This window comes from Myxococcus sp. CA040A (genome assembly GCF_013336725.1).
In the GTDB taxonomy this organism is placed as follows: domain Bacteria; phylum Myxococcota; class Myxococcia; order Myxococcales; family Myxococcaceae; genus Myxococcus; species Myxococcus llanfairpwllgwyngyllgogerychwyrndrobwllllantysiliogogogochensis.
Genome location: NZ_JABUMR010000003.1, coordinates 35331 through 55204, shown reverse-complemented (window position 1 = coordinate 55204; position 19874 = coordinate 35331). Strand labels below are relative to the sequence as shown.

The following is a 19874-nucleotide window of genomic DNA, read 5'->3' as shown; positions in this document are numbered from 1 at the left end:
CTCACGGCCTGCGCGCGGTGAGGATGGGCTGGTGGAAGCCGGTCTCCTCGGGCGAGTACCAGCGTGTATCCATCAGCCCCGCCCGGGTCAGCGCGCGCTCCACCTCCACGCGCTGGAGGGCCCGGTAGACGCCGGTGTGCTCCGTCGCCTGCCAGCCCGCGCCCTCGGGACGAAGGATGAACTGGTGCACCTTGTACGTGCGGCCGTCGGCGGCCCAGTCCCAGACCTGAAACAGAATCCGACGACCCTCGGGTGCATCCAGCACACGCTCCGAGGTGAAGCGCGGCTGCTGCGCCATCAACAAGTCGTAGTCGCGCACGCTCAGCGCCAGCATGCCGCCCGGTTTCAGCTTGGAGGCCATCGCGTGCGCCGCGGCATCCAGGTCCTCGTCGGTGAGCAGGTGCGGCACGGCGTTGTCGAAGGCGAGCACCAGGTGGAAGGTGCCTGACACCTGCGTGTCCAGATGCCGCATGTCCGCGACGCCCGTGGTCAGCGTGATGCCCATGGCGCGCGCTTCGCGCTCGGCGCGAGCCACGGCGGCGGGGCTCAAGTCCGTGGCGTGGACGACGTAGCCTCGGCCCGCGAGCCCCAGGGCCTGGGTGCCGATGCCGCACGCGCAGTCCAGCACGCGCCGAGGGGGAGGCTCGCCACAGCGACGCAGCAGCGCATCCAGCGCGGCGCCCTGCCGCTCCACCGACTGCGCCCAGTTGACGAAGAGCAGGTGGTACTCCTCCGCCAGCCCCTCGTAGAACCCGAGCACGGAGTCACTCATGCGCACGGGCTCCGTGAGCACAAGTCCCGTCTTGGAGTGAGTCGCTCCGGAGGTCTCATGTCCCGAAGGACCGTCCCTCCACGGCCTCGATGGCGGCGCGCAGGTGCGCGGGCACGGGGACGGTGTCGTTGGTGACGTAGTTCAGGGTGACGATGACGGCGGTGCCCTTCGTGTAGAGCACACCGTCCTCCTCGCCGAACACGGCGTGCTCCAGCGTGACGGACGTCGTGCCGATGCGGGAGACGCGCGCGCAGGCCACGAGGCGCGCCGGGAAGACGACGGGGCGCACGTATTCGGCCTGGGTGGCCTTGAGGATGGGGCCCACGCCGCCCGGGGCCCGGGTCTCTCCCGTGCCCGACGGACCCGTCATTCCGATGCGCACCAGGTAGGAGATGCGGGCGGACTCGAACCACGTGAAGGTCCGGGCGTTGTTGGCGTGGCCGAACGCGTCCATCTCACTCCAGTGCAGGGTGAAGGGGACGGCAACGGGGAAGTCCTGGGAGGTGAGGTCCGCCATGTCGGGCAGGGTGCCCCAGTCGAGGCCATGAGGGAACGAAGAACACCGCCTGCCTGCTCTCCAGTCAGGGGCCGTGGCCGTGATAATCCAGCGACACGATGAGTCCACGACTCCAGATCTCCGCGCTGGCCCTCATGGGGCTCGGTATCGCCACTCCAACCTGGGCCGGCGAGCCCGCGCCCCAGACATCGCCCGGTGTGAGCTCGCCCCGTCCGACTGTCGACACATCGCGAGCCACCTCAGCGACAGGGGCGAAGCCCACGCCGCCCGCCGACACGCGAAGCGCTCACGCCTCGAGCCCCACCGCCGCGCCAGGTGTGAAGCCCACGCCATCCGCCGACACGCGAAGCGCTCAGCCCTCGAGCCCCACCTCCGCGCCGGGCACGAAGCCCATGCGACACCGCGTCACCACCGCCGAGGCCCCGCGTCACATCATCGCGGGAGGCAAGGGCCGCGCGACGCTGTTCCTCAACGAGGGCACGGGCGCCACCGCCGCCTCGCTGACGCTGCTGGAGCTCCAGCCCGGAGGCGAGGTCCCCGAACACACGCACGACACGAGCGTCGAGATTCTCTACATCGAGGAAGGCGCCGCGGACATGACGGTGTCGGGGCAGACGATGCGCGTGAGCAAGGGCGACGCGGTCTACATCCCCGCGGGAGCGAAGCACTCGGCACGCGTCGTCTCTCCAGGCGCGCCCTTCAAGGCCGTGCAGGTCTACGCCGGCCCCGGCCCCGAGCAGCGCTTCACCCAGGGCCCGAGGGAGAACATCCCCCATGGCAAGTGAGCGGGACGGGGCGGCGGCGCGCAAGGACGGCGAGGCACCCGCGACACAGTCCGCGAAGGTGACGACGGGTGAGCGTCCTCACCTGGTGGAGTCGAGAAACGAAGCCGCGCTCATCTCCGACAGCGGCACGGCGACGAAGCCTCGGCGGCACGCGGGCATGGTGCGCTGGCTGCACCCGGCCCAGCTGTTGCGCACGGGCCTGGATGCGCTCGTGGCGGCCGTGTTCGGCGCGCGCGCGGACCATCGCCTCATCGAAGCGGTGGTGCGTCCGCAGGAGCCCTACTTCGACTACTCGCAGGAGACACTGCCCGACGGCGACTTTTGGCTCGACTACGTCGCGGACACGGGAGACGGCTGGGACTCCACGTACACGGTGGCGCGACTGCTGGCCCTGCCGGAGCTGAAGCTGACCGTGCGAGGACAACCCAGGGCGGGCGAATACGAAACGAAGCGCGGACGCGTGCTCGTCTCTGGCGGTGACGGCGTCTACCCCGGCGCCAGCCGTGAAACCTACGAGGAGCGGCTGATACAGCCGTACGAAGCGGCCATGCGTCGCTCTGTCGCGCCCAATCCGGACCTGTTCGTCATCCCGGGCAACCACGACTGGTACGACGGCCTGTCTTCCTTCATGCGGCTGTTCTGCGCGAACCGGTGGATTGCCGGACGGCGCACGCGGCAGAGCCGCAGCTACTTCGCGCTGAAGCTGCCGCACCGTTGGTGGCTCATCGGCACGGACGTGCAGCTCAACAGCGACATCGACGTGCCGCAGGTGGAGTACTTCCGGCAGGTGGCGGAGAGCATGGGCCCGGAGGACCGCGTCATCCTCTGCAACGCGGAGCCGGCGTGGATTCTCGCGGCCACGCAGCGACGCAAGGGCAGCTACCTGGAGAACAACCTGGAGTACCTCCAGGAGAAGGTGCTCGGCCGGCGCATCAGCGTCTTCCTCGCGGGAGACCTGCACCACTACCGGCGCCACGAGGATGCCGCGGGCCGGCAGAAAATCACGGCGGGCGGAGGCGGTGCGTTCCTGCACCCCACGCACGCGCCCAAGGCGCACGTGCTGCGCGACGGGTACAAGCTGGAGAAGAGCTTCCCGGACGAGCGCACCTCGCGGAAGCTCGCGCGAAAGAACCTGTTCCTCATCCGCTACAGCCCGCTGTTCGGCTTGATGACCGGGGCGCTGTATCTGCTGCTCGCGCTGGCCGCGTACGCGGAGGTGGGCTCGCTGGGCGTCGCTCAGCTCGGCGACGTCGTGATGGCGGTGGCCAACAGCATGGTGAGCCGTCCCTGGACGATGGTGCTGGGGCTGGGCACCATCGGCGGGCTCATCGGCCTCGCGGATTCAGCATTCGGGAAGTGGCGGTGGTTGGCGGGCACGCTGCACGGACTGGGGCACATCCTCGCGGCCTTCTTCGTGGCCTGGGGTGGGACGTACATCGCGGTGAGCGGGCTGGGCATCTGTCCGGAGCTGACGCCGGACGGGCTCAACTGCACGGCGGGCTGGGCACACCTGGCGGGCAAGTTCCTGATGTCCTCGGGGCTGACGTTCCTGGGCGGCTTCCTGGTCGGCCCCTTCGTCATGGGGCTCTACCTGTGGCTGAGCGTCAACGTCTTCGGGGCGCACTCGAACGAGGCGTTCATCTCGCTGGCGCTGCCGGACTGGAAGAACTTCCTGCGCCTGCACATCAACGAAGCGGGGCACCTCCTGGTGTACCCGGTGGGAATCGAGCGGGTGCCTCGCAAGTGGAAGCAGGTCCACGCCGGTCCCCATGCGCCCGCGTACGAGCCGGATGACGCGAAGGCCACGCCGCCCGCGCTCATCGAACCGCCCCTGCGCGTCTAGGTCGTTTTCCCTGGAGGCGGACGTGCCACCTCCGAACGCGGCCGTCCCACAAGCGCACAGTGGACGAGGCTCCCCTGACGACGCACGTCGTCACTTCGCGCCCTTGAGTCGGGGCGTCGGGTTGGCACGCGAATGGCTTTGAGGTGGGGCATGCCCTCTTTCATCCAGGACCTGCGCCACGGCGCCCGCTCACTGCGTCGCAGCCCCGGCTTCACGCTGGCGACGGTGCTGGCGCTGGCGCTCGGCATCGGCGCGAACACCATGCTCTTCAGCGTGGTGAGCGCGCTCCTGCTGCGCCCGCTTCCCCTCCCTGGAGCGGACAAGCTGCTGTCGGTGTGGGGGCAGGACACGCAGCGGACGGACCGGAACACGGGCCTGTCGCGGCTCGACGCGGAGGACCTGCGGCAGAAGGTGAAGTCCTTCGACGGCTTCGTGGCCTTCGACGTCAACGGCGTCACGCTCACCGGTCCGAACCTGGAGCCCGAGCGGGTGGAGGCCGCGGCGGTGTCGGAGGACTTCTTCCGCGTGGCGGGGGTGAAGCCCCTGCTCGGTCGGGTGCTCATCGACGAGGAGTTCCTGCCCAACGGCGCACGCGCGGTGGTGATTTCGCACGGGCTGTGGAAGCGCCGCTTCGGGGCGGACCCGCGCGTCCTGGAGCGCATGGTGGAGATGGAGGGAAACGCCTACCAGGTCGTCGGGGTGATGCCGCAGGGGTTCGACTTTCCGAGGGAGGGCGCCAGCGAGCCGCTGGGGCTCTGGGCCTCGCTGGCCTCGCAGGACTTCATCCGTGACAACTGGGACAGCCGAGGCACGCACCTGCTCGTGGGCATGGCGCGGCTGGCGCCCGGAGCGACGGTGGAGCAGGCGAACGCGGAGGCTCGCTCGGTGATGGCGGCGCTGACGCAGGCGTATCCGGACTCCAACCAGCGCACGAGCGCGACGGTGATGGGCTTGCAGGCGCGGCTGTCCCAGGACACGCGCCGTCCCGCGCTGCTGCTTCTGGGTGCGGTGTCGTTGTTGCTGCTCATCGCCTGCGTCAACGTGGCGCAGTTGCTGCTGGCGCGCGCGCTGGCTCGGCAGCAGGAGTTCGCGGTGCGCACGGCGCTCGGAGCGGGTCGGCTCGCGTTGGCGCGGCAGTTGTTGGCGGAGGGCTCGTTGCTGGCCGTCACGGGCGGAGTGTTGGGATTGCTGTTGGGAACCTGGGGCACGGATGCGCTGAGCGCGCTCCTGCCCGAGTCCGTGCAGCAGGTGCAGACGGTGAGCGTGGACGGACTGGCGCTCGTGTATACGGCGGGGTTGGTGCTCGCGGTGGCGTTGTTGTGCGGGTTGGCGCCGCTGGGCACGGCGGTGAAGGCGAGCCTCGGCGGTCTGCTCCAGAGCACACGTGGCACGAGCGCCAGCAAGTCCGCGTTGCGCTGGCGCGCCGTGCTGGTGTCCACGCAGGTGGCGCTCGCGTTGGTGTTGCTGGTGGGGGCGGGGTTGTTGGTGCGCAGCGCGCAGCGACTGGCGGCGGTGGACCCGGGCTATCGGTCCGAGAACGTGACGCTGATGCGGTACAACCTCCCGGCGGCGCGCTACACGGGCGAGACGATGGCGACCTTCTACGCGCGCTTGCTGGAGCGGGTGCGCGCGCAGGCGGGCGTGGAGGCGGCGGCGCATGTGACGCCGGGCGTGGTGACGGGCGGAGGCATCAGCCTGACGTTGGATATCCCAGGTCGGCCCACGGCACCGGGCGAGCAGCAGGACACGAGCTACCGGGCGATGAGCGACGGGGCCTTCGCGACGCTGGGGATTCAGCTGAAGCGGGGCCGGGACTTCACGACTCAGGACACGTTGACGTCGCCGCCGGTGGTGGTGGTGAACGAGTCCTTCGCGCGGCGCTTCTTCCCTGGGGAGGAGGTGCTTGGCAAGCGGGTCATGATTGGTTACGGCGACAAGGTGGAGCGCGAGGTGGTGGGGGTGGTGGGAGACGTGCGAGGGCGGGCGCTGGACAGTCCGGCGGAGCCGGAGCTCTACGCGCCGCTGGGGCAGACGCCGTGGCCGGGGACGACGCTGATGGTGCGCAGCCGCCTGCCGATGGAGAGCGTGGCGGCGGCGGTGAAGGCGGAGATGGCGCAGCTCGACTCGCAGTTGTCGATGCGCAAGCCCACGACGCTGGAGGCGAACCTGGAGCGCTCGGTGGCGGACCGGAACTTCCAGCGGGTGTTGCTCCTGGCCTTCGCGGTGTCGGCGGTGGCGCTGGCGTCGCTGGGTATCTACGGGTTGATGGCGTACAGCGTGGCGCAGCGCAGGCGGGAGCTGGGCATCCGGCTGGCGCTGGGAGCGATGCCGGCGGACGTGGTGCGGCTGGTGATGCGTCAGGCGCTGCGGATGTGCGCGGTGGGCCTGGGTGTGGGATTGCTGCTGGCGCTGGCGATGTCCCAGGTGCTGGAGGGCATGCTGTACGACGTGAGCGCGACGGACCCGCTGACCTTCCTGGCGGTGCCGGTGCTCCTGCTCACCGTGGTGGCGCTGGCCAGTTGGCTGCCCGCGCGCCGGGCCTCGAAGGTGTCGCCCGGCGTGGCGATGTCCGCGGACTGAGGCGCTGGCCTGGGCCCACTCCCAGGTCGGGAGTGGGCTGGCTCATCCACCCAGCCAGTACACGCGGCCGCCACTGCGCAAGGCGCGGGTGAGGAACTCCTCGAAGGAGGAGGCGATGCGCTTCGTCTGGGGAAACGTCTCATGAAACGCGTCGAAGAGGGGGTAGCGCCCTCCCTGTTGTTGAGCGACGTCGAGAACGACGAAGTTCGTGTCCTGCATGTCCACCAACGTGTACTGCGAGGCCGCGCCGTACGTGTCCTCGTCGCGTCCCATGATGGCGACTCGGGCCCGCTCGATTTCCTCGAGCGACAGGATGCAGTAGTTCGCATCGGGCAACGGCTTGAAGAGCGTCCCGCCGTTGGAGTGCAGATAGAAAGCACGCAGGTCCGAGTCCAGCGTCCAGCCCATGCGTGCCTCGAATGAGGAGAGCTGGGCTGACGTCGCCGGTGGCCGGGGGAAGTGGAGCCGGGAGAACTCGGCCAGCAGGTGTTCCATGTGCATGCCTCAATCCACGTAGGGGTGCGAAGGCCCTGGTGTGCTCCACTGACTTCCCCCGGCATAACAGGCGGGATACTCGGCATTGAACACCTTGTGGACGTCCGTCGGCACGGGAAGCACGTTGTCACGAGCCACGGGAGGTCCGCCGTGTGCCAGGTCGAAGATGTGATGGCCCGGCCAGTTCTTTCCTTGGCTCATGGGCCAGTCCCCCATCTCCGCGCTCCATGCGTCTCGGAACCCCTCTCTCGCGTTGTTCCAGGCATCACGTCGATGCTCCAGGTCAGAGACTTTCGGGTAGCTGCAGCAGCAGTGCGTCATGGCAAGGCGTCCTCCAGCCGCTGAAGGGAAAGCCAGGAAGCGGCCCTCCCAGTCGCCCTTGATGTCGGCCAGCCACATGCAGCCCATGAGCACATGCCCCTCGGCCGCGCACCGACGCTCACAACGCGCCATCCACCCGGCACTGCACTTCCAGGGGCCGTAGTAGATGGTGGTCTGAACTGTTCCTCCGGATGGACTTGGAATCCTCGGGCCCACCCACTTGGCGGCAGCCGGCGTGCCACCGACGGAGCCGACCGTGGCCGAGCCACAATCCACGAGGACTGCCCCCAGCACGCCAAGGGTGAAGATGGTGCGCCAGGGATTGAGTGGGTCGCTCACATTTGCCTGGATAGCATGTCAACCTGACAGCCTGGTGCTTCCCCCGACACCCGAGGTGGACCCCGCGCCGACCTGAGAGGAAACATCGTTCCATCAGGTGCGAGCCCGGGCGACAGCGGCTCACCATCGGGTTGTCATCTTTCAGTCCGGCCACGCTCAGCACTGCGCCGTCTCCTCCTGGATTCCCCACCGTGGGAAGTCATTTTCCCACCCCGTCGGGCATACGCCTTGCTGTGCATCTGGCGGCAGCGAGATGCCCTGGGAGGGTGGATGCGCGGTGGGTGGCGATGGGCGACGGCAGTGGGCATGGCGGTGTTCCTCGGCGCATGCGGTGACTCCGCCGACGCGGACGACATCGATTCGCCTGATGGCCCGGGCCCCTGGCCCACGGACGCGGTGAAGGACTACGCGGCGTCGTTTGGCATTGGCGCCGGTGTCCAGAGCATTGGCGTCGATGAAGGGCACAACATCTGGCTGCTGAAGGGCGCGGAGATTGGCGTGCTGCGTCCCGGCGACACGGCCCCCACGTGGACGCGCGGCGTGGGACAGGCAACGGAGGGCTTCGGGCGGGACAAGAAGGCGCTCGGCTCCACCGTCATCTGCGGCGGCGAGGCGGGGCGCGCCTACGTGGGCTACCACACCTACGAGCTTCAGCCCGAGGTGCCGGAAAAGCCCCACGCATACATTCCCGTGGAGGGAGAGCCTCACTACTCCGCGGAGCGCTTCGCGGAGTACCAGAAGGGGGACCTGGACGCGGTGCGCCTGGGGTCCGACGGCAAGGTGGAGTTGGAGGAGCACCTGTGGCGCAGCGCGGGCGTGTCCGGCGGGAAGCAGCAGCTTGGCCTCCGCAACACCAATGACTTCCACTATGACGAGGACCGCTCGGTCCTCACCTGTCAGCGGGTGATGCGCGGAAGGGACCGGGGAGATGTCTACATCGGCACCAACCACGGCGTGACGCTGATTCGCGGCCTCACGTACAACAGCCACCGTCATGCGGCCTGGTATCGCGAGACACCGCGCGAGGACGGCAGCGTGTCCCAGTCACTCCAGGCGGGCTTCAACTGGGGGCTCGGACTTGGCCCCGACGGTGAAGTGCTGGTGGCCAATGACTGGCTGGTGGGCATCCTCGAGCCCAATGGCGTGCTGGAGGACTTCGACACGGAGCGCACCTGGGAGGGCCCGGTGCCCTGGAGCTACAAGGGGCACAACTCTCAGCTCAACAGCCTGGAGGAGTTCGACAATTGGCGCGCCATTGCCCGCACGAAGGCGGGTGCCACCTGGGTGGGCAGTCGCGACTTCGGCCTGTGGCGCATGGAGCAGACGGACCGCTCCAGCGCGAACTACACGCGCATCACCGCCCTGCCCTCCGACAACGTGACGGCGCTGGCGGCCACCGACAAGGGCATCGTCTACGTGGGCACCGATGACGAGGGCCTGTGGCGCATCGAGGAGGACGCAGAGACGCTCACCCGCCTGGACTCCGTGAATGGAAAGCACGTGCTCCAGCTCGTGTATGACCCCACCGTGGCACCCGCCATGCTCTATGTCCTGACCGACGCGGGTCTCACTGTGTTGCGGGAGTAGCGAGACGACCTCCGACCTTCCCTTGCAAGGCATCGCACCATGGGCAATGGAGCCAGGTCCCCTCCAGGCGAAATCAAGCAAGGCTTCAATCGAAACCGGAGCAAGTCGGCGAGCCACACCGGCCACACCGCCGCGCCGCACGTCTGGCAATGACGTGCGACGCGGCGTGACGACTCACCAGACCTGCACGGGAGCAGCCCGGATGAGTGACAGCCCGGTGCCAAGCTGTCCATTGGCGCTACCGCCCCAGGACCAGAGGCTCCGGTCCGCGAGGATGGCGTGGGAATGGTCTCCTCCGGCGGCGACCGCCACGGCGGTACCAAGCGCGCTCACTCGCGCGGGCAGGAGCTTCGACGTGGACGGGACTCCATCTCCCAGCTGTCCCTGCTCATTGCGTCCCCAGGACCAGACCAGTCCTCCCACCGTGATGGCGAGGTTGTGATTCACACCCGCCGCGATGGACAACACTCCGGTCAGCACCTTCGTCTGGACGGGGATGAGCTTGCCGACCGTGGTGCCCTCCCCCACCTCTCCGTAGGAGTTGGAGCCCCACCCCCACACCGTCCCGTCGGACTTCAAGGCCAGGACATGGCTATTTCCCGCCGACACGGCGGTGATGGCCGTGAGCCCCGGCACCTGGACGGGCAGCGAACGCGGCACCGTGGAGTTGATCCCCAACTGCCCCTGACTGTTGGCGCCCCAGGTCCACACCGTCCCGTTCGCCCTCAAGGCCACCGAAAAAGAGTTCCCCGCCGCGATGGCAGTCACCTGCGTCAGCCCCTGCACCTGGACCGGCTGGGAGCGCAGGGTCTGCGTCCCGTCCCCCAGCTCTCCATATCCATTGCCCCCCCAGGCCCACACCGTCCCATCTTCCGCCAGGGCCATGCTGTGCGCGGACCCCGTGGAGATGGACAGAAACCGGGTCGAGGGCATCACCTGCACGGGATTGAAGCGCTGGGTCCGCGTCCCGTCTCCCAAGGTTCCACTCGAGTTCGACCCCCAGGCCCACGCCGTTCCGTCTGACTTCAACGCCAGCGCATGGGAATACGCCATGGAGACAGCCACCATCCCCGTCAGCCCAGGCACCTCGATGGGCTCCGGCCGGGTGAATCTGCTTCCGTCCCCCAACTGCCCCCACGTGTTCACGCCCCAGGTCTGGACCTTGCCGTCCGGAGTCAATCCCATCGAGACCTGAGTGGCCGCGGCCACCCCACGCGAGCGAAGCACCAACGAGGGAACAGGGCTCGCCTTCCTGTCGGTCACCCCATCACCAATCTGGCCGTAATAGTTGTGCCCCCAGGACCACAGCGTCCCGTCGTCCTTCATCACCAGGGCATGCGTCCCGCCCGCCATCAGGGACCGGACATTGGACACCCCCGGAACCTGCGCGGGCAGCGGCCGCGACGCGGAGACGCCCCCGCCCAGTTGCCCGAGCGAGTTCCCGCCCCACGTCCACACCGTCCCGTCCGCCTTCAGCGCCGAGGAGAACGCCCCATTCGCGGACACGGCGACCACCCCCGACAGCCCCACCACCTGGGCAGGCGCCATCCGCGACACGAAGGTGCCATCCCCCAGCTGCCCGGAATCGTTGTTGCCCCAGGCCCAGACCGTTCCATCCGCCTTCAGCGCCACGGAGTGGCTGTTGCCGCCCCCCACGGCCACCACGTCCGCGAGCCCCTGCACCTGCGTCGGGGCCACCAGACCTGGTCCAATCGGCTCCTCGGGGTCCAGCTCCATCGGGAGCGTGCTGTTGTAGCCCCACGTCCAGACCGTGCCGTCGGACTTCACGGCCAACGAATGCGCCTCACCCGCGGCGATTGAAACGATGCCCAACAGCCCCGGGACATAGGTGGGCAGGGTCCGGTTGAGTGCCGTCCCATCGCCCAGCTGTCCGGCGGAGTTCGCACCCCAGGACCACACCGTGCCGTCCGCCTTCAACGCCAGGGAATGACGGATGCCGGTGGCCACGGCCACGGCCACCAGAGGACCTGGGACCTGGACCGGGAGCTTTCGCCAGGTCGTCGTCCCATCTCCGACGGAGCCGTAGCCGTTGTAACCCCAGGACCACACCGTGCCGTCTTCCCTGAGGACCACCGAATGCACTCCTCCGGCGGCGACCGAGCCCACCAGGGGCAGCCCCGGGAGCGTGACCTTGATGGGACCCCAGCGCGACTCGGTGGACCCATCACCCATCTGTCCATACAGGTTGCTGCCCCAAGACCAGACAGTGCCGTCCGCCTTCAACGCCAGGGAATGGCTCTGCCCCCCCGAGGCCTCGACTCGCTCCAGCCACGCGCGCGTCGCGATGGGCACCGACTTCATCAGATACGTCCCGTCGCCCACCTGCCCGTCGCTGTTCGAACCCCAGGCCCAGACTTCGCCACTCGCCTTCACCGCCACCGAGTGCTGTCCGCCGCCCGCCGACACGCCTCGGACCTGCGTGAGGCCTGGCACCTGCACGGGAGACAGCCGCTGGAGCATCGTCCCATCCCCCAGCTGCGACCTCGCGTTGCTGCCCCACGCCCACACCGTCCCATCCCCCTTCAGCGCCACGGTGTGCTGCCCGCCGCCCACCACCGCCTCGACACCGCTCAGCGCCGGAACCTGCGTGGGCACGAGGCTCACGCCAGTCGACCCCAGGCCGAGCTGCCCCTCGTCGTTCTTGCCCCAGGTCCACACCGTGCCGTCCACCCTCAGCGCCACCGTGTGCGAGCCTCCGCCCGACACGGACGTCAGGCCCGTCAGGCCTGGGAGCGCCGCGGGCAGGGTGCGGCCCGTGAGGTCTCCGGTTCCCAGCTGTCCGTCCGCGTTGCCGCCCCAGGACCAGACGCGCCCATCCGCGGTCAGCGCCAGTGAATGGACATTGCCCGCGGAGATGGCCATCACCCCGGACAGGCCCTGCACCTGCACGGGCGACGTCCTTCGCGTCGTCGTCCCATCCCCCAGCTGTCCTGTCGCGTTGTTGCCCCACGCCCACACCGTTCCATCCGACTTCAGGACCAGGGAGTGGGAGAAGCCCGCGGCGATGGCCACGCCGTTCGTCAGTCCAGGCACGGGCACGGGCACGTGACGCGAAGTCATACTCCCATCCCCGAGCTGTCCACTCATGTTGTTGCCCCACGCCCACACCGTCCCATCCGACTTCAGCGCCAGCGAATGCAGCTCACCCGCGCCGAGCGCCCGGATGTCGAACAAGCGCCACACCCGCACGGGGAACGGACGCGAGCGCGTCGTGCCATTGCCCAGTTGTCCGAAGGTATTGCCACCCCAGGACCACACGGTCCCATCCGAGCGCAGGGCCAGGGAGTGGTTGCGCCCCGCCAGCACCGTTCCCTGACGAGAGAAGCCCTCCGCGGCGCGCGCGGAGGCGGGCTCGGGTGTCGTCTCCTCCGGAGCACTTCCTGTGCATCCCCCCATCCACAGCGCGCACAGCAACCCGCACCACGCAGCGATGCCAGACATCCGTCTCGTGCCACGATTCATGAGTGAGTCCCCCTTTTCAAAACAGCTCGGGAACCAAGCACCCGTGAGGACAAAGAACAAGACCCCGAATGTCTCTCACGGCCTCACGGGCGTGAAAAACGTCTCGGGACTGGCTGACACGTGTGTCTCGGTTGCATCCAACCGCCAGGTCAATGGAGACCTCCAGGTTGGGGGTTCGTGTGGTGACGGGAAACGCGGGCCGTTACGCTGCGCTGCCCCTCCTCCCCCTCACGACACGAACATGCCTACTCTCTTCGACCCCATCACCGCGGGCGACCTGCGGCTCGCCAACCGAATCGTCATGGCGCCGCTGACGCGCAACCGCTCGCCCGGCGCCATCCCTCCGGACCTCGCCGCCACCTACTACGCCCAGCGCGCCTCCGCCGGGCTGCTCATCAGCGAGGCGACCGCCATCAGCCACCAGGCGCAGGGCTACGCCGACGTGCCCGGCCTGTACGCCCCCGAGCAGCTCGCCGCGTGGAAGAAAGTCACCCACGCCGTACATGAGGCAGGGGGCCGCATCGTCACCCAGCTCTGGCATGTGGGGCGCGTATCCCACACGGAGCTTCAGCCGGGCAACGCAGCGCCCGTGGCTCCCTCGGCCGTCGTCGCCAACACCCGGACCGTGTTGTTCAGGAACGGAGTCCCCACGTTCGAGCCGACCTCCGTTCCTCGCGCGCTGGAGGCGGCGGAGCTCCCCGGCATCGTTCGGGATTACGCGCGCGCCGCACGCGACGCCGTGGAGGTCGCGGGCTTCGATGGGGTGGAGATTCATGGCGCCAACGGCTACCTGCTCGACCAGTTCCTCAAGACGGGCTCCAACCAGCGCACGGACGACTACGGCGGAAGCATCGAGAACCGGGCGCGCCTGATGCTGGAGGTCACGCGCGCGGTGATTGACGCCGTGGGGGCCGGACGCACGGGCATCCGCCTGTCCCCCGTCACCACCGCCAACGACGCGTTCGACGCCAACCCGCAGCCGCTCTTCGAGTCCGTCGTGCGTGAGCTGGCGAAGCTCGGCCTCGCCTACGTCCACATCATCGAAGGGGCCACTGGGGGAGCGCGTGAGCTGGCGGACCGTCCGTTCGACTACGCCGCGCTGAAGAAGGCGTATCGCGACGCGGGCGGAAAGGCGGCGTGGATGGTCAACAACAGCTACGACGGGGAGCTCGCGCGCAAGGCCGTCGAGGCGGGCGCGGACCTCGTCTCCTTCGGCCGCTTGTACATCTCCAACCCGGACCTGGTGCGCCGGTTGCGTGAGAACGCGCCCCTGGCCCGGCTCGACAAGACGACGCTCTACGGCGGCGGCGCCAAGGGCTACATCGACTATCCCAGCCTCTGAGCCGGGCGGCTCATCTCGGGGGACCTCGCGAGAAGGCGCTCTTCGCGCGGGGCCTCCACCTCGGAGGCCTTCATCGCTGGAGGCGGAGCCATCAAAGATGCGCAGGTGGCGAATGCCGTCACGCGCCGCCTCCCACGTCGCCAATCCCAGCTCAACAAGCTCCCGCTGGTAGGACTTCCAGGCAGTCCGCCGTTTTCAGCACTGCGAAGCGCGGAGAATTCCATCTTCGCGAGCACTTGCTCGTGAGGTTCGGGCAACCACCCATCGTTCGCGTCCAGTCAATCATCACAGCAGGCAGAGCGTCCTTTTCCTGCGGGCGAGTTGATTCTCCGTCGTCCCCCTTCGCCGACTCCCGCTTTGCATATACTCCGGGACATGGTCACCAGAGGATTGCGATCAGATGCCATCGCGGTGACGGGGCTCGGGATGATGTCATCCCTGGGCGGAGTGGTGCAGTCGTGTGCGGCGGCGCGGGCGGGCATCATGCGTTGCGTCGAACTGCAGGGCCTCCACACCTTCGACGCGGACGAACCGTTTGAGATGGTGCCTCTCCGGGGACATCCCATTCGAGGGCTGACGGACGGATTCCAGGGGATGGCCAGAAGCCTACGACTGGCGACGGCGGCCCTGAGCGACCTGATGGGCTACGCGGGCCAGGAAGCGCACGATGCCAAATCCCTGGGTCTGCTGCTGAACCTGGACCACGGGTATTTTCACCAGTGCCAACAAGCCCGGCAGCGACAACAGGCCGAGCAATTGGGGCTCCCCACAAAGGACCTGCCCGACCTGGAGGAGGAACGCGAACGCTACCGCAGGCGCTTCCTTCCCCGGCTCGAGGAACTCAGCGGTGTGACCTTCCACCCGAGGCACCAGCGCCTGTTCTTCGAAGGGCCAGCGGGCTTCTTTTCCGCGCTGGAGGAGGCGATCCGCAAGCTGCGTGCGCGGGAACTGGATGGGTGCGTCGTGGGTGGAGTGGACTCCTACTTGGACCCCGAGCTGCTCCGGATGCTGCTGGGCCTGCGGATGCTGAAGACTCCCGACCAACCCGTGGGGTTCCTGCCAGGTGAGGGCGCGGCCCTGGTGCTTCTGGAGCGGTACGAGCACGCCGCACGCCGCAGCGCGCGCATCGAGTCGCTGGTGGGGACGCCAGGTGTGGGGCAGGACTCCCATCATCGCTTCTCGGGGAAACCCAACGCGGGTGGGACGCTGGCCCAAACCCTGCGCGGGTGCATCCAACAGCCGGAGCTGCGCGGGCGGCGGGTTGGCCTGACCATTGGCAGCCTGAATGGGAACGAGTGGCGGGCACGCGAGTGGGGAATGTCCCTGTTGACGCTCGGTCCGGAACTGGGGGATGCCCGGCAGTGGCATCCCGCGGAGTCGTTCGGCGAGACTGGGGCGGCCACCGCTGCGTTCGCGACCTGCATGGCGGTGCGCGCGCTGCAACGGACATATGCGAGGACGGAGGACGTGCTGGTGTGGGCGTCGGGAGAAGACGGACGCAAGGGCGCAGTCAGAATCCACTCCCTCCACGGGCCCCAGCCCTGAACGGGACAGGAGAGCCAGATGGATGACAAACATATCGAACGGTTGACGAAGAACTCCGACTACCACAAGAACGGAGCCTGCGTCGTCCGTCACGCCGCCGCGCAGAATGCCGAGTGCAAGTACGCCAGGAATGGCTACAACGTGACCCTGCGGGCCCGGCAGAGCTACTACAACAACCCGCGCTACACCCCGGCGGAGGTGACGGGCGTCCGAACGAAGAGCATTTCGCTCGCACAACCGGATGGGACGACCCGGGCCTTCATCACTCCGAAGCAGCAACAAGCCAACCAGCCGGTGGATCCTCACATCTGGGACATTGGCCACCATGGCAACTTCGTCCCCCTCTACGACAATGGCGAGGGTGGCCATCACCCATACAAGCACAATTGGCATCACCTGATTGCCAACGACATGCTCTTCCAGGAGCTCTTCGACGACAGCCGCTCCGATCCATATCAACTCCTGGAACTGCTCATGGTGGCGGGGTACAACCTCAACGGCGAGCGGAACATCGTCCTGCTGCCGAAGTGGAAGGAAGTCGGTGAACTCATCGACTGGCCCATTCACCCGAACAACCATCCCGGCTTCGATGAGTTCGCGAAAGAGAAGTTGAACTGGTTGAAGGATCAACTGGACAAGGCCCTGGGTGACCAGGAGGTGCACAAGGTCGACCCCAAGAGCGTGCAGAGCCTCAAGGATGACCTCGAAACGATTTCGGACAACCTGTTCCTCGTCCTGGAAAAGATGCCAGGAGGTGTCCACATCAACAAGATCAAGAAGCTGGGAGCCGCACTCGAGGCGGAGCTACGACAGCAGGGGCGCCTCAAGTGAACTACAAGATTCTGCGGGTCCCTCCGCGCGACGAACTGGGTTACCTCGAGCAGGAGACCCGGGGCGTGGCCCAGGCCTGGCGACTGGGAGACGGCGAGCCCATGGGGGACAAGTTCCCCAAGCAGGCTTCCTATCCACTCTCCAAGAAACACAGGGGGATGAAACTCACGGATTTCATCCCCAACAAGTTCTCGCGCCTCATCATCTCGGAGAAGGCGCGCAAGCTCCTGGAAACCGCGCCGGTCGATATCGAGTGGCTTCCCATCTCCATCATCGACAAGAAGGACCGCGTGGTCGACGCGCCCTACTCCATCGCGCACGTGCTGGGAACCGTGGATTGCGTGGACCTCGAGCGCTCGGAGTACGACCGCTCCAGCTTCTCGCCGGAGCAGTTCCTCGTCATCCGCCGCCTGCTCCTGCGCGAGGACAAGATTCCCGAGCAGAGCTCCTTGTTCCGCATCAAGGAATACCCCCGGGCCTTCATCATCCGGGAGGATCTGCTCGACAAGCTCACTGCCGCGGGAGTCACGGGACTGGATGTGCTCGAACTGGGCGCTCCCGTCATGCTCTGAGCCAATATCCACCCTGGGGTGAGCATGTCATCGGACCTGGAAGACGATTACAGGAACATCCGCTTCACCCTGGGCCGGCTGCTGGAGCAGCTGCGGACATCGCAACGCATCGAAGACGAAGCGGTGCTCATCCAGGGACTCTGCACCCAATACCGTCGTCTGGCGATCTGCCTGGTACTGCTCGAAGCGGATGTCGAGTCATCCTTCGCGAGCCTGAGCAAGAGTGCCCATGCCTACCTGTCGCTCCTCCAGCGCGTTGATTGGAACGCGGTGGTTGACCGGTATTACCTCTGCGCGAGCCGGGCGTGGCCCTTCTTCGATGCCCTGGCGGCGAATGAATTCGACTCAGCGCGGAGAATGGCCCCCTTGTGCGCGAGCACCTGGGCCCGTGAAGACGAGTACGAGGACGACTTTCTCTACATGAAGTTCCTCTTCGACGTGCTGTGCGCAGGCACGAAATCCGAGCAGGCCATCGCCACCGTCGCGCGATTCCAGGCGCTGGCCCAGTCTCAAGCTCCCGCCCGACTCAAGCTGTGCGAGGCCCTGCTCACCGGAGACGAGCAAAAGCTCGAGACAGCCTGGGCAGACCTGCTGCACGAGCGCTCGCGGGAACTCGCGCGCGAGCGTGGGAACCCGCGCGCGGATCCAGAGATGCTCCGGACGGAGGCCCACGTCTTCATCGAGGGAGTCGCACTCCTTCGGCTGGCAGGCTCGCTGGGAATGCACGTCCAGCACCTGTCCGCCCCGGACATTCCGGAGTGGCTGCTGGCCAGTCCCCGGCGCCCCCGGCCCTCGGCCCTCGACTGGCGCACGCCCCCGTGAGTCCCCCACTCCGCACGACTCAGGGTGCGCGAAGCTCCACCTGCGAGGACTGTTTCCCCAGCCATTCACCTCGCAGGTGGTTGTTGCCAACCTCCAGCCGCAGCTGCGCCACCGGGGTGCCGTCCGCATCCTGCTCCTGCAGGTCGAGCTTCCCGCCTTCTTCCTGGCCGTTCAGCTCAATCCGCTTGCGATATTTCTCGTAGAAGTACACGCCGGACACCGAGTTGTCGTACTGCTTCTCCAGCACCATGACAATCGGCTGCTTGCCGATACGACCGCGCAGCACCTGACCCAAGACATCGCCTGACAACGCCTGGCCTTCACCCAGCAGCACGCTCTTGCCATAGGCCGTCAGATGCGGCCGCAGGGTGGCGTACGGCAGTGACAGGCTGACGTCGCCTGCGTCGTCGAGCGCGCGCGAGGCGTGGTTGCTGCAGCGCTCCGCCGTCAGAACGGCTGCCTCCGCTTTGAACTCCCAGCGCTCATCGAAGGAGGTCCTGGCGGACGCTTCCTCTGCATCCTGCGCATTGCTGGCCAGACACTCGCGATTGAGGGCGATGCGCGACTCCAGGTCGTCAAGCTTCTCGCTATCAGCTTTCTGCTTGCGTGACGCCTTCAACTCCTTCTCATGCTTCACCATCTGCGCCCGGTAGACGCGCTGTTTTTCCTTCTGCATGCGTTTGATGAGCGCCTGCACTCCGGCACGGGTGAACAACTCCTGCGGATTGAGCAGGCGGCCGGTCCGTGTGTCGAAGCTGAAGGCGACATGGTCCGTCTCGCAGTAGGCGCCGCAGACTTCGGCCTTGAATCCAATCGTGAGCAGCCGCGCATCGTTGCGCTTCACTCCGAATTCCTGACCGGCCAGGCCCGCAAGGTCCATTTCCTGAGCGGGCAGTCGAGGTTCCGCCTTGGCTGGCGCCAGCGCCTTGAACCGGGCGATGAACAGGCGGTCATTGATATTCGCGGCCACCTCCGGCTTGTCGTGGGTGATGAACGGCATCTGGATGACGTCCTGCGGATAGGGGTGCTCCGCATCCGGCTTGGGGATGACCGTGAGCGTCGTCACCTTCAGGTCGGCCGCCTGGGTACCGCCCGCGAGCAGCGTGGCCAGAAGAGGGAGCAGCGCGAGATGTACGGGAAGACGGTTCATCAGGAATCCTTGGACATGACGACGACGTCGGCATCCTGCCGCATGGAGCAGCCGAAGAGCAGCCCATGCACCACGTCGTGGACTCGCGCCTGGCGTTATTGCAGGCTTCACTCGCAGGCCGTGCGGGATATGACACTCCGACGGCCCTGCACGGCTTCACAACCGCCGTACCCACTCGACCCGGAGGACCTCCATGCCCCGTTCCGCTTCCGCGCTGCTTGCCCTGGGACTGCTGCCTTTCGCCCTGACCGCCTGTGGTTCCCCCGAGGAGCCCACCCTCGGTGACGACGCCCTGGGTGAGGCCGAGCAGACCGTCTGCACCCCGAACATGTCCGTCACCTTCGGAACGGCTGACAACTTCGGCGGAGGACCGGACCCGTTGCCCTACGCCCCCACGGCGATGCCCGAGTTCGTCACCTACCTCGCGGCCAACGGCATTCCGGCCAGCCAGCTCAAGACGCTGGATGACGCCACCTCCAACCGTCATACCGTGGCCACGCTGCGGCACGGACTTCGGAGCTGTTTCACCCAGACACCGTTCTGCACGCTGACGCTCTGCGCCTATTCCCGGGCGCTTCCGACAACCCCTCAGAACGACACCATCACCGTGCACGACACGGACTTTGGCACCTACAGCTTCCCCATCATCGCCAACACGGCCGTGACGCCCGCGCTGACCCCGACGTGGAACCCGGGCAACACCGCCTTCCTGTGCATGCCGCTCCCCATCACCTCGGTGGGCGACATGCTGCAGTTCCGCATGCAGAACGAGTCCATGGTGGACTTCATCCGCATCAACCTGAACTGCTGACACTCGCATGAGCCGGGCCATGGTCTGTCTCCCCCTGGCCCGGCTCTGGAGGCACCGCGAACCCGCGCCCCGTCAGGGA

The 19874-nt window shown here is 67.3% G+C and carries 16 protein-coding genes; 10 read left to right on the top strand and 6 right to left on the bottom strand.

The window, feature by feature from the left end; genetic code table 11:
• Position 1: 1 nt before the first annotated feature.
• Both HUA75_RS12540 and HUA75_RS12535 read right to left on the bottom strand, forming a co-directional pair.
• Positions 2-772, bottom strand: a complete 771-nt coding sequence (locus HUA75_RS12540; protein ID WP_141640394.1) for a bifunctional 2-polyprenyl-6-hydroxyphenol methylase/3-demethylubiquinol 3-O-methyltransferase UbiG — start codon at positions 770-772, stop codon at positions 2-4.
• Positions 773-827: 55 nt separating this feature from the next.
• Positions 828-1289 (bottom strand): thioesterase family protein, encoded by a 462-nt coding sequence (locus HUA75_RS12535; protein WP_174453825.1) that lies wholly within the window; start codon positions 1287-1289, stop codon positions 828-830.
• Positions 1290-1681: 392 nt separating this feature from the next.
• Here HUA75_RS12535 and HUA75_RS12530 point away from each other — a divergent pair, with 392 nt between their 5' ends.
• The 3 genes from HUA75_RS12530 to HUA75_RS12520 all read left to right on the top strand — a co-directional run bounded on the left by HUA75_RS12530 (position 1682) and on the right by HUA75_RS12520 (position 6497).
• Positions 1682-2074, top strand: a complete 393-nt coding sequence (locus HUA75_RS12530) for a cupin domain-containing protein (RefSeq protein ID WP_174487011.1) — start codon at positions 1682-1684, stop codon at positions 2072-2074.
• 157 nt (positions 2075-2231) lie between these two features.
• Entirely contained in the window at positions 2232-3917 is a 1686-nt protein-coding gene (locus HUA75_RS12525) for a metallophosphoesterase (protein WP_254627590.1), read from the top strand.
• Between the two features lie 150 nt (positions 3918-4067).
• On the top strand, positions 4068-6497 hold the full coding sequence (locus HUA75_RS12520; protein ID WP_141640392.1) for an ABC transporter permease: 2430 nt from the start codon (positions 4068-4070) through the stop codon (positions 6495-6497).
• A gap of 42 nt (positions 6498-6539) precedes the next feature.
• Here the strand turns inward: HUA75_RS12520 and HUA75_RS12515 are convergent, their stop codons facing one another.
• Positions 6540-6998, bottom strand: coding sequence for an SMI1/KNR4 family protein (locus HUA75_RS12515; protein WP_174486544.1), 459 nt, complete (start codon positions 6996-6998; stop codon positions 6540-6542).
• Between the two features lie 3 nt (positions 6999-7001).
• Positions 7002-7193, bottom strand: a complete 192-nt coding sequence (locus HUA75_RS46635; protein ID WP_254627551.1) for a hypothetical protein — start codon at positions 7191-7193, stop codon at positions 7002-7004.
• A gap of 729 nt (positions 7194-7922) precedes the next feature.
• On the opposite strand from HUA75_RS46635, the gene HUA75_RS12505 reads away from it, so the two are divergent.
• On the top strand, positions 7923-9239 hold the full coding sequence (locus tag HUA75_RS12505; RefSeq protein ID WP_174486543.1) for a hypothetical protein: 1317 nt from the start codon (positions 7923-7925) through the stop codon (positions 9237-9239).
• Between the two features lie 174 nt (positions 9240-9413).
• Here HUA75_RS12505 and HUA75_RS12500 read toward each other — a convergent pair whose 3' ends face one another.
• Positions 9414-12701, bottom strand: coding sequence for an RCC1 repeat-containing protein (locus HUA75_RS12500; RefSeq protein WP_174486542.1), 3288 nt, complete (start codon positions 12699-12701; stop codon positions 9414-9416).
• Positions 12702-12963: 262 nt separating this feature from the next.
• Between HUA75_RS12500 and HUA75_RS12495 the strand changes: the two genes are divergently transcribed.
• The 5 genes from HUA75_RS12495 to HUA75_RS12475 all read left to right on the top strand — a co-directional run bounded on the left by HUA75_RS12495 (position 12964) and on the right by HUA75_RS12475 (position 17834).
• Positions 12964-14064, top strand: a complete 1101-nt coding sequence (locus HUA75_RS12495; RefSeq protein ID WP_174486541.1) for an alkene reductase — start codon at positions 12964-12966, stop codon at positions 14062-14064.
• 594 nt (positions 14065-14658) lie between these two features.
• Positions 14659-15609 carry a beta-ketoacyl synthase N-terminal-like domain-containing protein gene (locus HUA75_RS12490; RefSeq protein WP_174486540.1) on the top strand — a complete coding sequence of 317 codons (951 nt, stop codon included), beginning with the start codon at positions 14659-14661 and terminating at the stop codon, positions 15607-15609.
• An 18-nt stretch (positions 15610-15627) separates the two neighbouring features.
• Positions 15628-16440 carry an AHH domain-containing protein gene (locus tag HUA75_RS12485; RefSeq protein WP_174486539.1) on the top strand — a complete coding sequence of 271 codons (813 nt, stop codon included), beginning with the start codon at positions 15628-15630 and terminating at the stop codon, positions 16438-16440.
• A complete protein-coding gene (locus HUA75_RS12480) occupies positions 16437-17012 on the top strand; it encodes an imm11 family protein (RefSeq protein WP_174486538.1) in 576 nt (191 codons plus the stop codon). Before HUA75_RS12485 ends, HUA75_RS12480 begins: the two co-directional genes overlap by 4 nt.
• A gap of 24 nt (positions 17013-17036) precedes the next feature.
• The gene (locus HUA75_RS12475; RefSeq protein ID WP_217446062.1) at positions 17037-17834 is read left to right on the top strand and encodes an immunity 49 family protein; all 798 of its coding nucleotides are present in this window, start codon (positions 17037-17039) and stop codon (positions 17832-17834) included.
• 19 nt (positions 17835-17853) lie between these two features.
• On the opposite strand, the gene HUA75_RS12470 is transcribed toward HUA75_RS12475, so the two are convergent.
• Entirely contained in the window at positions 17854-18984 is a 1131-nt protein-coding gene (locus tag HUA75_RS12470) for a hypothetical protein (RefSeq protein WP_174486536.1), read from the bottom strand.
• 193 nt (positions 18985-19177) lie between these two features.
• Between HUA75_RS12470 and HUA75_RS12465 the strand changes: the two genes are divergently transcribed.
• Positions 19178-19795: a hypothetical protein gene (locus HUA75_RS12465; RefSeq protein ID WP_141640387.1), complete on the top strand. Its 618-nt coding sequence runs from the start codon at positions 19178-19180 to the stop codon at positions 19793-19795.
• Positions 19796-19874 lie beyond the last annotated feature (79 nt).

What these genes read in the sequence shown, in the direction of transcription:
- HUA75_RS12540 (WP_141640394.1), bottom strand. Translation starts at nt 772, where the DNA reads ATGAGTGACTCCGTGCTCGGGTTCTACGAGGGGCTGGCGGAGGAGTAC.
- HUA75_RS12535 (WP_174453825.1), bottom strand. Translation starts at nt 1,289, where the DNA reads ATGGCGGACCTCACCTCCCAGGACTTCCCCGTTGCCGTCCCCTTCACC.
- HUA75_RS12530 (WP_174487011.1), top strand. Translation starts at nt 1,682, where the DNA reads ATGCGACACCGCGTCACCACCGCCGAGGCCCCGCGTCACATCATCGCG.
- HUA75_RS12525 (WP_254627590.1), top strand. Translation starts at nt 2,232, where the DNA reads ATGGTGCGCTGGCTGCACCCGGCCCAGCTGTTGCGCACGGGCCTGGAT.
- HUA75_RS12520 (WP_141640392.1), top strand. Translation starts at nt 4,068, where the DNA reads ATGCCCTCTTTCATCCAGGACCTGCGCCACGGCGCCCGCTCACTGCGT.
- HUA75_RS12515 (WP_174486544.1), bottom strand. Translation starts at nt 6,998, where the DNA reads ATGCACATGGAACACCTGCTGGCCGAGTTCTCCCGGCTCCACTTCCCC.
- HUA75_RS46635 (WP_254627551.1), bottom strand. Translation starts at nt 7,193, where the DNA reads ATGAGCCAAGGAAAGAACTGGCCGGGCCATCACATCTTCGACCTGGCA.
- HUA75_RS12505 (WP_174486543.1), top strand. Translation starts at nt 7,923, where the DNA reads ATGCGCGGTGGGTGGCGATGGGCGACGGCAGTGGGCATGGCGGTGTTC.
- HUA75_RS12500 (WP_174486542.1), bottom strand. Translation starts at nt 12,701, where the DNA reads ATGTCTGGCATCGCTGCGTGGTGCGGGTTGCTGTGCGCGCTGTGGATG.
- HUA75_RS12495 (WP_174486541.1), top strand. Translation starts at nt 12,964, where the DNA reads ATGCCTACTCTCTTCGACCCCATCACCGCGGGCGACCTGCGGCTCGCC.
- HUA75_RS12490 (WP_174486540.1), top strand. Translation starts at nt 14,659, where the DNA reads ATGGCCAGAAGCCTACGACTGGCGACGGCGGCCCTGAGCGACCTGATG.
- HUA75_RS12485 (WP_174486539.1), top strand. Translation starts at nt 15,628, where the DNA reads ATGGATGACAAACATATCGAACGGTTGACGAAGAACTCCGACTACCAC.
- HUA75_RS12475 (WP_217446062.1), top strand. Translation starts at nt 17,037, where the DNA reads ATGTCATCGGACCTGGAAGACGATTACAGGAACATCCGCTTCACCCTG.
- HUA75_RS12470 (WP_174486536.1), bottom strand. Translation starts at nt 18,984, where the DNA reads ATGAACCGTCTTCCCGTACATCTCGCGCTGCTCCCTCTTCTGGCCACG.
- HUA75_RS12465 (WP_141640387.1), top strand. Translation starts at nt 19,178, where the DNA reads ATGCCCCGTTCCGCTTCCGCGCTGCTTGCCCTGGGACTGCTGCCTTTC.